The organism is bacterium Scap17 (assembly GCA_013376735.1).
Lineage (GTDB): Bacteria > Pseudomonadota > Gammaproteobacteria > Pseudomonadales > Halomonadaceae > Cobetia.
Map to the genome: position 1 here is coordinate 3,289,176 of VINJ01000001.1, position 13,464 is coordinate 3,302,639.

Annotated in this window: 13 protein-coding genes; 5 read left to right on the top strand and 8 right to left on the bottom strand. The window is 65.7% G+C overall.

Annotated elements, in window-relative coordinates; all coding sequences use genetic code 11:
• Positions 1–99: 99 nt before the first annotated feature.
• From trmA to doeA, 5 genes are all read right to left on the bottom strand, one after another.
• A complete protein-coding gene (trmA, locus tag FLM52_13950; protein NVN56869.1) occupies positions 100–1,230 on the bottom strand; it encodes a tRNA (uridine(54)-C5)-methyltransferase TrmA in 1,131 nt (376 codons plus the stop codon).
• Positions 1,231–1,437: 207 nt separating this feature from the next.
• Positions 1,438–2,364, bottom strand: coding sequence for a glutamate racemase (murI, locus tag FLM52_13955; protein ID NVN56870.1), 927 nt, complete (start codon positions 2,362–2,364; stop codon positions 1,438–1,440).
• A gap of 50 nt (positions 2,365–2,414) precedes the next feature.
• Entirely contained in the window at positions 2,415–2,918 is a 504-nt protein-coding gene (locus FLM52_13960) for an Lrp/AsnC family transcriptional regulator (GenBank protein NVN56871.1), read from the bottom strand.
• On the bottom strand, positions 2,915–4,000 hold the full coding sequence (gene doeB / locus FLM52_13965) for an N-alpha-acetyl diaminobutyric acid deacetylase DoeB (GenBank protein ID NVN56872.1): 1,086 nt from the start codon (positions 3,998–4,000) through the stop codon (positions 2,915–2,917). Before doeB ends, FLM52_13960 begins: the two co-directional genes overlap by 4 nt.
• Positions 4,001–4,045: 45 nt before the next feature.
• Complete coding sequence (gene doeA, locus FLM52_13970; protein NVN56873.1) at positions 4,046–5,356, bottom strand: ectoine hydrolase DoeA; 1,311 nt, start codon at positions 5,354–5,356, stop codon at positions 4,046–4,048.
• Positions 5,357–5,800: 444 nt separating this feature from the next.
• On the opposite strand from doeA, the gene FLM52_13975 reads away from it, so the two are divergent.
• Entirely contained in the window at positions 5,801–6,817 is a 1,017-nt protein-coding gene (locus tag FLM52_13975) for a glyoxylate/hydroxypyruvate reductase A (GenBank protein ID NVN56874.1), read from the top strand.
• Positions 6,818–6,871: 54 nt separating this feature from the next.
• Here FLM52_13975 and FLM52_13980 read toward each other — a convergent pair whose 3' ends face one another.
• Positions 6,872–7,369 (bottom strand): Lrp/AsnC family transcriptional regulator, encoded by a 498-nt coding sequence (locus tag FLM52_13980; protein NVN56875.1) that lies wholly within the window; start codon positions 7,367–7,369, stop codon positions 6,872–6,874.
• Between the two features lie 90 nt (positions 7,370–7,459).
• Here FLM52_13980 and FLM52_13985 point away from each other — a divergent pair, with 90 nt between their 5' ends.
• A complete protein-coding gene (locus FLM52_13985) occupies positions 7,460–8,641 on the top strand; it encodes a pyridoxal-phosphate dependent enzyme (protein NVN56876.1) in 1,182 nt (393 codons plus the stop codon).
• Positions 8,642–8,716: 75 nt separating this feature from the next.
• On the opposite strand, the gene FLM52_13990 is transcribed toward FLM52_13985, so the two are convergent.
• Complete coding sequence (locus tag FLM52_13990) at positions 8,717–9,277, bottom strand: DJ-1/PfpI family protein (protein ID NVN56877.1); 561 nt, start codon at positions 9,275–9,277, stop codon at positions 8,717–8,719.
• A gap of 268 nt (positions 9,278–9,545) precedes the next feature.
• Here FLM52_13990 and FLM52_13995 point away from each other — a divergent pair, with 268 nt between their 5' ends.
• The 3 genes from FLM52_13995 (at position 9,546) to FLM52_14005 (ending at position 12,645) form a co-directional block, all read left to right on the top strand.
• On the top strand, positions 9,546–10,409 hold the full coding sequence (locus FLM52_13995; GenBank protein ID NVN56878.1) for a hypothetical protein: 864 nt from the start codon (positions 9,546–9,548) through the stop codon (positions 10,407–10,409).
• 195 nt (positions 10,410–10,604) lie between these two features.
• On the top strand, positions 10,605–11,531 hold the full coding sequence (locus tag FLM52_14000) for a lysine exporter LysO family protein (GenBank protein ID NVN56879.1): 927 nt from the start codon (positions 10,605–10,607) through the stop codon (positions 11,529–11,531).
• 76 nt (positions 11,532–11,607) lie between these two features.
• Entirely contained in the window at positions 11,608–12,645 is a 1,038-nt protein-coding gene (locus FLM52_14005; protein ID NVN56880.1) for a LacI family DNA-binding transcriptional regulator, read from the top strand.
• Positions 12,646–12,693: 48 nt separating this feature from the next.
• Here the strand turns inward: FLM52_14005 and FLM52_14010 are convergent, their stop codons facing one another.
• Positions 12,694–13,239, bottom strand: a complete 546-nt coding sequence (locus tag FLM52_14010; GenBank protein ID NVN56881.1) for a gluconokinase — start codon at positions 13,237–13,239, stop codon at positions 12,694–12,696.
• Positions 13,240–13,464 lie beyond the last annotated feature (225 nt).

The window sequence follows — 13,464 nt, forward strand, 5'->3', positions numbered from 1 at the left end:
CCTGACAGGTAGATGACGACGGGGCTCCGGTTTTTCAAACGATTGGCGCGATGCCTGACTCATACGGGCGTGACGACAGTTGCCGATTTGACGACGCGCTTATCTGCGAACCAGATAGACACCGCACTCGAGGTGGTCGGTATACGGGAACTGATCGAACAACGCGAAGCGCTCGATACGGTGCGTGCGACACAGCAACTCAAGGTTGTCGATCAGCGTCTGCGGGTTGCAGGAGATGTAGACGATACGCTCGTAGCGCGCGGTCTGCTCGCAGCTGTCGGCATCGAGGCCGGCACGCGGCGGATCGACCAGCACGGTGCGGAAGTCGTGGTTGTCGAGGTCCATCTCCGCGACGCGACGGCCCGCCTTCTCGCCCGCCAGCGCCAGCGAGAAGTCCTCGGCCGACATGCGTGCCACCTGGGCATTGTCGATGCTATTGGCCGCCAGGTTGACCTGCGCCGAGGCCACGGAAGTGCGCGAGATCTCGGTGGCCAGCACGCGGCGGAAGTTCTCGGCCAGTGCGATGGTGAAGTTGCCGTTGCCGCAGTAGAGCTCGACCAGATCGCCCTGCTCACGGCCTTCCGCCTGCGCCTTGTCAGGGTGGGTCACGTCACGCGCCCAGCTGAGCATCGAACGGCAGATCTCGGCATTGGGCTGGGTGAAGCTGTTCTCGACCTGCTGATAGACGTACTCGCGGCCATCGACCTCGAGACGCTCGAAGACGTGATCGCGGGTCAGCACGATATGCTGCTTGCGCGAACGCCCGATGATCATGATGTCGAGCTCTTCTTCCAGCGCGCGTGCTTCGGCTTCCCAGTCTTCGCCGAGCTTGCGATGGTAGATCAGCGTGACCAGTGCCTCGCCGCTCAGAGTGGTGAGGAACTCGCACTGGAACAGACGCTCGCGCAGCACCGGGCTTGCCTTGAGGCGCTCACGCAGCAGCGGCATCAGCTCATTGATGCGCTGGCTGGCGACCGGAAAGTCGTCCATGCGCACGACCGTCTTCTTCTTGTTGCCTTCGTCGTCGAACTCGACCTCGAACATCGCGTAGTAGAGGTCATCATCCTCGTGCCAGATACGGAACTCGCAACGCATGCGGTAATGGCTGGGCGGCGAGGGAAACACCTCGAGTTCCGGCGCATCGAAGGCAGCGAAACGTGCGCGGGTCTGCTCGGCCTTCTCGGCGAGCTGCTGTTCATACTGACTGGGATCGACGACGGCGATGGCCACACTGACTCCTGCCTGCGGGCATACCGCAGCACTGAAACGATGAGCAAAGGGACGCGGGGACGTCATGGTGAGCCATGCCGATCACGTCCATTCAAAGGTTGGGCGCGCTAGCCTACCATCGGCAGCGCGAAGCTCAAGCGCCAAATCGCGGGCCAAGGCGGGAGCAGGCAGGTGCAATAGGGCCGCGAGAGTCAGCGCCCCTGCGCTTCAGTCGTCGAACGCCAGTGCCTGCGGCGCGGCGAAACCCTGACTGGCCAGCGCCGTGGCCAGCCCCGGCTGCCGGGCATCCGTCGCCAGCGCCATGTGCTCACGTAGTGCTGGCTGAACCGCCTGAGCGGCTTGCTGATCAGCCGCTTGCGCCGCAGTGCCAAGCGCCAGCACCTCCGCCACGCGGCGGGCGATTGCCGCGCCGGAATCCACCAGCGCCACTCGAGACTCGCCCAGCACCTGTGAGATGTCGGCGCCAAGCAGTGGGAAATGCGTGCAGCCGAGAATCACCACCTCCAGCGCCTCGACCGCCGCCAGATCAGCCAGACTGGCCGCCACCACCTCGGGGCGCGCCGGCTTGCCGCGCAGACGCCGCTCGGCCTCGGCGACCAGCGGATCGGCCGCAACGCGAATCACCTGACAATCCGCCGCGAAATCGTGGATCAACTGCTCCGTATAGGCACGTCTTACCGTGGCGGAAGTCGCCAGCAACGCGAACACCGGCGGCTCGCACTTCTCACGACGTGCTGCACTCTGACGCGCACGTGCCAACGCCGCCGCCGGCTTGATGGCGGGCACGGTGCCGATCACCGGAATCGACAGCGCTTCGCGCAACGCCACCAGCGCCAGGGTGCTGGCGGTATTGCAGGCCACTACCAGAGCACGCGCCCCGCTTGCCTCCACCGCCGCCACGCACACCTGCGCGATACGAGCCACCAGCCAGTCATCGGGCTTGGTGCCATAGGGCAAGGCGGCATTGTCACAGACATAGGCCAGTGGCAATGAGGGCCATTGGCGGCGGATCTCTGAGGCCACCGAGAGCCCTCCGACCCCCGAATCGAAGATCAGCACCGGGGCACCGGGGGATTCGGCCTGGACGTGGGACGGACAATCGACGGAGCCGGAAGGGGCGGCGAAAGGCACCATGGTGAGAGTATCTCGTGCGGCATGAGAGGAAGAGCGACGGAGCTGGCGCGCTATTTTACCTGCTTGGTGACGATGTAGGTGAAATAGCGATCGATACCCAGTTCCGAGACCAGCCAGCGGTCGATCAACCGCTGGTAGGCATCGATGCTGGCCGTCTCCAGCCGCAGCAGATAATCCACGCCACCACCGACCGCCACGCACTCGATCACTTCATCCGCTTCACGCATCGCCCGCTCGAAGCGCTGGAAGCTGCCGGCATCATGATGCTTGAGGTGGATCTCGACCCACACTGGCGTGCGCGGGGCGGCCGCCCGGGAAGCGCCCCCCTGCTGATCACTCAGGCGCTGCTGATTGATGATGGCGGCATAGCCCTCGATGATGCCCGCCTGCTCGAGGCGCTTGACGCGCTCCCAGCACGGGCTGACCGACAGGTTGATCTCCTCGGCCAGCCGCGACTTGGTGATGCGGCCATCGCGTTCGAGTATCGCCAGAATCTTGAGATCGAAGGCATCCAGTTTCGGCGCTGGCTGCGAGCGGGAGGGACTCGCGCTCATGAGTCCTCTCGCGCCAGGTCGTCCACGACTTCCGCGATCACCGCCAGGGTGTCGCCCAGACTCACCTGGGCCGGGAAGCGCCGCGCCACCAGCACGCCATCACGCTCGGCGCGATATTCCACCGCCGCCTGACCGGCACGCCCCAGCGGATAGACCCGCGCCACGCATTGCCCCGCCGTGACCTGCTCGCCCAGTGCCACGCACAGCTCCAGCAGCCCTTCATGCTCACTCTGCACGTAACAGCTGGCATCCGGCATGTCGATCAACAGCGGCGCGTTCGCCTGGCTGGCACGCTGGCGCTCGATGTCCTGCTCCAGATCCGCGCGACTGCGCTCGCGCAGCACACCACTGAAGGCGAGGAAGTTGTCGACGCCACGGTCGGCGATCGCCTGACGCTCCGGCGTGGTGGAGCCGCCGCCGCCCAGCTCCGTGGTGACGAAGACCTTGCCCTGGCGCTCCACCGCAGTGTCGTAGAGCGCCTCGGCGTCCAGCTCGAACATCATCATCGCCGAGGGCGCCCCGAAGGCCAGCGCCCCGGCCAGGCTCTCGGCTTCCTGCAGACGACATTGCTCGACGCCCAGCGACTCCTCGAGATAGTCGAGACGGTGCGCAGCCGCGAACGGCAGGATATCCAAGGTGCGGCCGCCGGAATGCAGGTCCAGCGCATAGTCGCACTGCGGCACCAGCACCCGGGTGAAGTAGTCGGCGATCTGCTCGGTCGGGCCGCCGGTGGGGCTGCCGGGGAAGCTGCGGTTGAGGTTGCCGCCATCGAGTGGCGAACAACGCCGCCCGGCCTTGGCCGCCAGCGCATTCATGGTCGGCACGATGATGACGCGGCCTTGCACGTCCTCAGGCGTGAGGCGTGCCGCCAGCTTGTAGAGCGCGGTGATGCCTTCGTACTCGTCGCCATGATTGCCGCCGGTCAGCAATACCGTCGGCCCCTCACCATTGGCGATCACGCTGATCGGGGTCATCACCGCGCCCCACGCCGACTCGTCAGTCGAGATCGGCAGCTTGAAGAAACCGTGCTGAACGCCATCGGCGAACAGATCGATGGTCAGACTGACGGGGGACTCTCGCATGACACCACTCCTTGTTATGGCGGGCTGCTGACACTTGTCGGCAGGCTATTTGACGAACAGCTGGCGCGGCACATCACACAGCGGCTCGGCACCGTTTTCCGTGATCAGGATCGACTCGGTGATCTCGAGCCCCCAGTCGTCCATCCACATGCCGGGCATGAAGTGGAAGGTCATGCCCGGTTCCAGCACGGTCTCGTCACTGGGGCGCAGACTCATGGTGCGCTCGCCCCAGTCCGGCGGATAGCTGATGCCGATGGGATAGCCGCAGCGTGCGCCGCCACGGTCGAAGCCATACTTGTCCATCGCCGCGCCCAGCGCCAGCGCGATGTCACAGCAGCGATTGCCCGGCTTGGCGATGGCCAGACCACTCTCGATGCCTTCCAGCAAGGCAGACTCACCGCGCACGAAATCGCGCGGCGGACGGCCGAGAAACACGGTACGCGACAGCGGCGCGTGATAGCGCTTGTAGCAGCCGGCCAGCTCGAAGAAGGTGCCCTCACCCTCACGAAACGGTGTGTCATCCCAGGTCAGGTGCGGTGCGGCGGCATCACTGCCGGTGGGCAGCAGCGGCACGATGGCCGGATAGTCGCCACCGAGAATCTCACCCTCGGGGCCGATCACGCCCTCGACGCCGACCCGGTAGATCTCCGCGACCAGCGCACTCTTGGGCAAGCCCGGCTCGATCATCTCCAGAATGCGCGAATGCATGCGCTCGACGATGCGCCCAGCCACGCGCATATAGGCGATTTCCTGCTCGGACTTGATCGCGCGACACCAGTTGACCAGCGAGTTGGCATCCACCAGCCGTGCGTGGGGCAGCTCCTTGAGCAGCGCCAAGTGCGCCCGCGCCGAATAGTAATAGTTGTCGAGCTCGACCCCGACGACCCCATCGTGCCAGCCACGCTGCGGCAGGATGGACTGGGCGAGAAACTCCATCGGATGCATGTCCGGATTCTGCACGTAGTAATCCGGATACCACAGGATGTTGTCCTCGCCCATCCAGCAGGTACGCAGCGCGCCGTTGCCGTCCTGACGACGCCCATACCAGACCGGCTCGCCGGAAAGCCCCAGCAGCACGCATTGGTGCACATAGAAGGACCAGCCGTCGTAGCCGGTCAGCCACGCCATGTTGGAGGGATCGGAAATCACCATCACATCGATACCGGCGCGCGCCATGGCCTCACGCACCCGCTGGATGCGCGCGCGATACTCGCCGATGGTGAAGGCCTGACGGCCAGCGGACAGCGCGCGTGGCGTCCAGTCACTCTCGGTGGCCGGTGCCTCGCTGCTGGGCAAGGTGGCCAGGCCAGCAAAGGCTGGCTGGGGCGCACCAGTATGGGGCGGGAATTGACTCATGCAGCGCTCCTTTTCGATCAGGCCTTGAGGCAAGCAGCACGTTGGGGCGGAGCCAGTGGCCATACGCAGGGCCAGGCAGCGGGTGACCGACCTGCCAGCCGCACCGGGCTGACAATGGCTGCCTGCGCCGCGAGCGAACGATGCGCCCCGCGGGTCGGCAGGGTCGGCGTACATGCGTACATCCGAATTCCCCTCTGGATTCGAGTCTGTCACTCTGCCAACAACGGGTCAAAGGACGACTCTGGCACTGTCGCCCTTCGCTTGTGCCCTTGCAAGGCCTGCGCCATTGCCGCCCGCGAGCAGGCCATGCTCTCGCGGCAGCCGCGCATGGCGAGGTGACAACACCAGACCCTTTGAATAGAGCCACGAACAGCGCCTGCGTACAGACCAGGACAGTTCAGCAATCCAGCCCCGCCACCCAGCGTCCCTGAAGAGGAGAACAGCATGCGAATACTGGTACATCATGAACGCGCCGAACGTTGGTGCGATGCTCTGCGTCAGCGCCTGTGCGATACCGCCGACGCCAAGGGGTCGCGGCAAGGTGAGTCGTCGGAACCGTCGTCGGAACCGTCATCAAAACAAGCGCCGCTGGAAATCGTTGCCGATGACGGCGAGATGCTGGGCGATGTACTGGTGGTGTGGGCGCCGCCTGCGGCGCTGTTCGAGCGCCACCGCGATCACGACGTCAAGGCGATCCTCAATCTGGGCGCGGGCGTCGACAGCCTGCTCGACAACCCGGCGCTGCCTGACGATGTGCCGGTGCTCAAGCTGAGCGATGCCGGCATGGCCAGCCACATGCTGGATTACGTGCGCTATGGCCTGCTGCACTTTCGGCGTGATTTCGACCGCTACGCCAGACAGCAGGCGGACACCCAGTGGGCCCCGCACCGCGTGGTGCGCGCCCATCAGTACCCGGTGGCGGTACTCGGGCTCGGCGCCATCGGCAGCCAGATCGCCGAATCATTGGCGGCAGACGGCTATCCGGTACATGGCTTCAGCCGCAGCGCCCACACGTTGCAGGGCGTGACCTGCCACCATGAAACCGGCGAAGGGGGCCGCACCCTCCAGCAAGTGCTGGGTGACGAGTCGCTCGGCCTCAAGGCGGTGATCAACCTGTTGCCCAATACGCCGGCCACGAGAGACGTGTTGAACACCGATGTCTTCCAGTCCCTGCCCGCCGACGCCGTGCTGATCAATCCGGGGCGTGGCAGCAGCGTGGTCGAGGAGGACCTGGTCGCGGCGCTCGAGGAAGGCAAGCTCAGGGGCGCCCTGCTCGACGTCTTCCAGCACGAGCCACTGGCCGAGGACAGCCCGCTGTGGCACCCGCCGCGCGTGATCATCACGCCGCATGCCGCCGCGCCGACCCCGGTGGCCGAGGCAGCTGATCAGCTGGCAGACAACATTCGCCGCATTCAGCGAGGTGAAGTGCTGACCGGCATCAGCCGCGAGCACGGTTATTGAGCACGCTGGCGCGCGGCGCTCAACCGGAGATCAGACGTCACCGCCTGACAGCCATCACAGCGGTAGCGCGGTGGTCGTCTTGATGCGCTCCATCGCGAAGCGGGCCGACACGTCGCTCAGCTCGTCGATGGTGTTGACCAGCCGCTTGTAGACGCGATCGTAGGCGTTCATGTCCTCGACCTGCACCTTGAGGAGATAGTCGTAGTCACCGGCCATGCGATAGAACTCGGTGACTTCCTCGATCTCCTCGACGATGGCCACGAAACGCTCGAACCAGGCCCGCGAGTGATCGCGGGTCTTGAGCTGCACGAAGGCCGTCAGCCCCATGCCGATCAGCTCGGCATTCAGCAACGCCACCCGTGCGGTGATCACGCCACACTCTTCCAGGCGCTTGAGGCGCTTCCAGCAAGGAGACGTGGTCAGATGCACGGCTTCCGCCAGCGCCGCCAACGACAGGCTGGCATCGCGCTGCAGCAGCCGCAGCAGGGCGCGGTCCGTGGCATCGAGCACTATTTTCTCCATTACCCTCACCTCGCAATGAATTCTTGCCATGAAACATGGCTCACGCCATGACAACTGGCAAGTTTTGCTTGGCGGCTGGTCATACCATGAAAGCTCCTTCCTGCGACCGGAAATGCCGCCATGCCGACCACTGCCTCGCCCTCGACTGCGCCTTTCAGCACGCCCGCAGCACAGCACGCCCCGCACGCGACTCAGCGCGAGTCATGGCACCAACGCAGTCTCATGAAGCTTGCGGCCTTGAAGGCCGCCACCCCGGCGACCCCGCTGCTGGAACTCAGCCTGCGCGGGCTGGGTGAGGCGCGCATCCTGATCAAGGACGAGCGAGCGCATGCCAGCGGCTCGCTCAAGCATCGCCTGGCGATGTCGCTGTTCGAGCAGGCCCTGCTAAAGGATTGGCTCACACCCGGCTGTCCGGTGATCGAAGCCTCCTCGGGCTCCACGGCGGTCTCCGAGGCGTGGCTGGCACGCCGGCTGGGGCTTCAATTCATTGCCGTGGTGCCCAGGGGCACCGCCTTTTACAAGCAGGAAGCGATTCGTGACGAGGGCGGGCGCGTGGTGGAAATCGAAGACTCCGCTCGGCTTTGCCAGCATGCGCAGGCGCTTGCCGATGACAGCGGCGGTCACTTCCTCAATCAATTCCGCCATGCCGCTACTGCCGGTGACTGGGCAAGCGACACGAGCCTGCCCGGGGAGTGCCTGGCACAGATCGCCGCGCGTGAGCTGCCCGAGCTACAGGCGGTATTTCTCGGCGCCGGCACCGGCGGCAGCGCCGCCAGCTTCGCGCGCCATCTGCGCCACAAGCGTCATCTGCATCAGGGGAGCCATCTGCATCACGGGAGCCATCGTGCCCGCGTGATCGGCGTGGACCCCGAGCACTCCGTCTATCACGCCTGCTGGCAGCACCATCGTGCCCACGGCACCCGTACGACCAGACTGCCCGCCCCGCAGGCGGCCAACCCCATCGAAGGCATCGGGCGGCCCTGCGTGCAGGAGGCATTCGACCCCGCCCATTTCGATGACTACCGGCGCATCGCGGATGCGCGCAGTCAGGCGGCCGCGCTATGGCTGGCCGAGCATGCCGGGCTTGAGGTCGGCCCCTCCACCGGCACCGCCTTCGCGGGGCTGCTCGAGAGTCTGGTGCTCAGGCGCGCTCGCGGTGAATCGCTGGCCGGCAGCTGGTTGCTGCTGGCCTGTGATCACGCCGAGCGTTATGCCACCACGCTGGGCGATCCCGCATGGCGAGCCGCACAGCAATCGCGACTCGCCCCGCAGCGGGCCTGGATCGAGGCGCTGACCGTCTGAAACGACGACACCCCGCCGAGTGGCAGGGTGTCGTCAGGCAGATCCGATGCGATGGCGGGCGCTAGCGGGGGTGAATCACACCAGCAGCGCCTGGAACTGACGCAGCCATTCCGGATGCGCCGGCCAGGCCGGTGCAGTCACCAGCTTGCCGGAGGTCACGGCATCGGTCACTTCCAGCGACACGAACTCACCGCCCGCCAGCTTCACCTCAGGCGCACAGGCCGGATAGGCGCTGACGCGATGGCCTTCCAGCGACATGGCGGCGGCCAAGAGCTGCGGACCATGACAGACGGCGGCGATGGGCTTGTCGGCCTCGACGAAGTGACGCACCATCGCCAGTACACGCTCATCCAGACGCAGATACTCGGGGGCGCGGCCACCGGGGATCAGCAGCGCGTCGTAACTCTCGACGGCGATCTCGGCGAAGCTGGCGTTGAGCGCGAAATTGTGGCCCGGCTTCTCGGTGTAGGTCTGGTCGCCCTCGAAGTCGTGGATGGCGGTCTTGACGATATCGCCTTCCGTCTTGTCCGGGCAGACGACATCCACGCGATGTCCCATCGCCTGCAGCGCCTGGAACGGCACCATCAGCTCGTAATCTTCTACAAAATCCCCGGCAATGATGACAATGCTGGCCATGATGATCTCCTGATTGGACCCAACGTCTAGGTACGCGCCGCGTGCGGCGGAAGGACAAGGCAGTTACAGAGTACCTATCCATTGCACATGAGCAAGCGCTGAAATATCGTCGTGGCCGCCTGGCGGGCGTTGGCTTGATTGTGGATCGCCTCAACATCATTACATCACTATTACATCACTACGTGCAGTCGCCCTACCCCGTCGCTGCCTGACCGCTCGACACCCTCATTCACAGGCCACGGCTCCAGTGCCGGTCTCGGGAGTCACCATGACCCTGCCATCTTTCGCCTTATCTCACCTTTCTCAAGCCCCCGCGCGGCGCGGCGCTTGCACCGCCACACGCGCTGATCGACCCTCGGCATGGCAGCGCCTGTGCCGCGCAGGCCTGGGGGCGCTGCTGGTGCTGGCGGGCAGTGCCCAGGCGGCCAGCGATGAAGCCGCTGTCAGCCCTGAGGCGCCCGTGGCACCTGTCGCCAGCATCGCCCCGGTGCCCTTCACCGCCCACTACACCCTGGTGCTGGATGGCTGGCCGGACGTGCCCATCACCCAGCGCGTCAGCCAGAGCGGCGAGCTGTACATCGCCAGCATGGAGGCCTCCATCAAGGTTGCCAGCGGCTATGAGCAGGGCCGCTTCACGCTAGCGGAGGGCCGCATGCTGCCCGAGGGCTATCGCTCCGGCTATCGGCTGGCCGGCATCGGCAAGGACTACAACCGGGAAGCACCGCAGGCAGGCGACACCCGCCTGCCTGACCGTCAGAGCCTGCTGGTGTTGCTGAGCCAGCAGGTCGACAGTCAATGGAGTGAGCAGGCCTGTCTGGCCGCGACGCCCTGCTCACTGGACTATCTCGACCACAAGGGCCGCCAGCGCACCTTGATGTACGAGATCCAGGGCCAGGAAACGCGCCAGGCGGCACAGCGCACCTTCCGCACCCTGCGCATCGAGGCATGGCGCAAGCATCGCGAACACAAGCACTACCGTATCTGGCTGGCGCCGCGCTGGCCGGGCCTGATGGTCGGCCTCGATTACCTCGACTACGAAGACGTCATGGACAAGGAAGGCAACCGCAACGGCAAGGTACCGCCGCGCTCGGCCCACCTGACCCTGCACCAGCTGAGCAGCGCCCGCCAGTGATGACATGCTCCCGCCTCTAGCGCGGCTGATCATAAGCCCCGCTGATACGCCATCAGCAAGTCTCTCACGCAATGCTGATGGCGGGGTTATCCAGACCCCACGCCAACCGATATAATAAGGTCCTTCGGCGGTATTCACCGCCAATCAATCACTTGCGCCACCCTGCTATCCGGGTGGCAATGCCAGGGAAGGGTCATGCTGTCGGGTCTCATCTTCATTCTGCTGCCGCTGATACTCGGCTATCTGGTACGTCTCACTGATCCTGGCCGCCTGGCGGTGGTCAATCGGCTGGTCAATGCCTCCATCTATCTCATCCTGTTCCTGATGGGCATGGGACTGGCGGCGCTGGAGCAGTTGAGTGTCGGCATGGCCGCCATGAGCGGTCAGGCGTTGACGCTGTTCGCCATCATCACGCCGCTGAATCTGCTGGCGCTGTGGTGGCTGTCGCGCCGCAGCCCGCTGCGCGCCAATCCCGCCCAGGCGGTGGATGGCGCACCGATGACCCGCTGGCAGGCACTGTCCGGCTCGCTGACCCTTGCCGCCATGGTCGCGCTCGGCGTCGGCGCCGGCGTGCTGCTCAAGACCTTCGGCACCCAGCTTGATACCGACACCCTCGCCGAATGGGCCCTCTATGTGCTGCTGGCGCTGATCGGCTGCCAGCTCAGAAGCTCCGGCATGAGCCTGCGCCAGATCCTGCTCAATCGACACGGCCTGGTCATCGCGCTGACGGTGATGGCCAGTTCGCTGCTCGGCGGCCTGCTGGCGGCGCCTCTGCTGGCGCTGGAGTGGAATCAGGGCATGGCGATCTCGGCCGGCTTCGGCTGGTATTCCCTGTCGGGGATCCTGATCGGTGATCAGCTCGGGCCGATTCTCGGCGGCGCCGCCTTCTTCAATGATCTGGCGCGCGAGCTGCTGGCCTTCGTGCTGATCCCCCTGACCATCCAGCGCTACACGCCGCTGGCCATCGGTATCGGCGGGGCCACCTCGATGGACTTCACGCTACCGGTGATCCAGCAGACCGGCGGCGTGGCCTGCGTCCCGGTCGCCGTGGTCTCGGGCTTCCTGCTGTCGCTGGCAGCGCCGCCGATGATGCTGTTCCTGCTCTCGCTGAGTCACGTCTGATCCGCCGGGCAAGGCTTGCTCCCGGGCTGCCTTAACAGGGACACTCTTGTCCTCCTTCGCAGCCGCTTGAATGTCCATGCCCTCTCAGCCACACAAAGCTTCCCGCCTCAAGCGCGTCACCCTGGCCGATATCGCCGCCCGACTGGGCGTCACCAAGGTCACGGTGTCGCGCGCGCTCAATCAGCCCGAGAAGGTGTCCGCCGCGATGCGCGAACGCGTCACCGAGTGCGCTCGCGAGCTGGGTTACATGCCCAACCGTCAGGCCGGCAGCCTCGCCAGCGGCCACTCGCGGCTGATCGCGCTGCTGATTCCTTCGCTCTCCAACGCCGTGTTCTCGGAGCTGCATCGCGGCCTGGAAGCCCCGCTGGCCGCCGCGGGCTATCAGCTGCTGATCGGCCATACCGGCTATTCGATGCAGGAAGAGGAGCGCCTGATCGAGACCTGGCTCTCCTTCGGCATCGACGGGCTGGTGCTGTGCGGCAGTCGCCATAGCCCGCGTACCCGCGAGATGATCGCGCGCTCAGGCTGTGCGGTGGTGGAGTGCATGGAGAAGCGCGAGACGCCGCTCGACATGGCGGTGGGACTGGACCAGCACGCCGCCGGCCGTGCGATGACCGAGGCCATGATCGCCCTGGGCCATCGTCATATCGGCTTTCTTGGCGCGCGCATGGACCGCCGCGTCGAACAGCGCCTGGGCGGCTGGCGAGCCGCGCTGGAGGCCGCCGGCCTGTCGCAGCAGGCGCTGTTGACCACCGATGCGCCCTCCAGCGTGCGCCTGGGCGGCGAGCTGCTCGATGAGATGCTGACCCGCTGGCCCGAGACCCAGGCCGTGTTCTGCTGCAATGACGACCTGGCGGCCGGCGGGCTGTTCGAGTGTCAGCGCCGCGGCCTGTCGGTGCCCGACCAGCTGGCGCTGGCCGGCTTCAACGGCCTGGAGATGACCCGCGGCACCTGGCCGCCGCTGGCCAGCGTGGTCACGCCACGCCGCGAGATCGGCGAGCGCGCCGCCGCCCTGCTGCTGGCGCGCTTGAGCGGTGATCTCGACGCCACGCCCCACGGCCTGTGGGAAGACCTGGGCTTCAGCCTGCAGAAAGGTGGCAGCCTCTCGTCGTGATACGCGGCAGCAACCTGTCGCCGTGAGACGTCCGGCGAGCGACTAGCGCTATGGCGCGTCGAGGACTTGCTGACAGACACTCTCGACCAGCGCCTGCGGTGTGGCGCTGATGTCGAGGGTGTGGATGCGCCCTTCATCGTCGCCGGGCACCTCGAGCGTCGCCAGCTGATTGTCGAGCATGTCAGCGCCCTTGAAGAAATGATCGGTCCGCGCCTCGAGGCGTTCCAGCAGCAGCTCGCGCGTGCCTTCGAGGAACACGAAGCCCAACGCGGGGTCCCCGCCACGCAGTTGATCCCGATAGCGTCGCTTCAAGGACGAGCAGGCCAGTACCAGACTGCGCCCGTCGCGACGCGCCGCCTCGATCAGCTCCGTCAGACGGGCCAGCCAGCCGTGGCGATCATCGTCATCCAGCGGAATGCCGCGCGCCATCTTGGCCACGTTGGCCTCACCGTGATAATCGTCGCCATCGATGAACTGCGCGCCCAGGCACGCCGCCAGCTGCTGCCCGACGTGTGACTTGCCACAGCCCGACACCCCCATGACCACCAGACGCACGCCACCCTGAGCGGCCAGAGCCTCTGACCTGGTCGGCATCGACGCGACCGCTGATGCTCCTTCTGCCTGCTGCTGCATGAAAACCCTCTCCCCCTGAATGAAAACGATGGCCCACCAGCGTAGCCGATGTTGCCGATTAATCCCTTGTCAGGCGCCTCGGGACGGCTGTCGCGCACTGAGCGACTGCCCGCTGGCGGACAGCCAGCTGCCAGACGCGACAGACTTTTGCCCCTCATGCACCTTTCGGATCATTGCGTAAGTGTG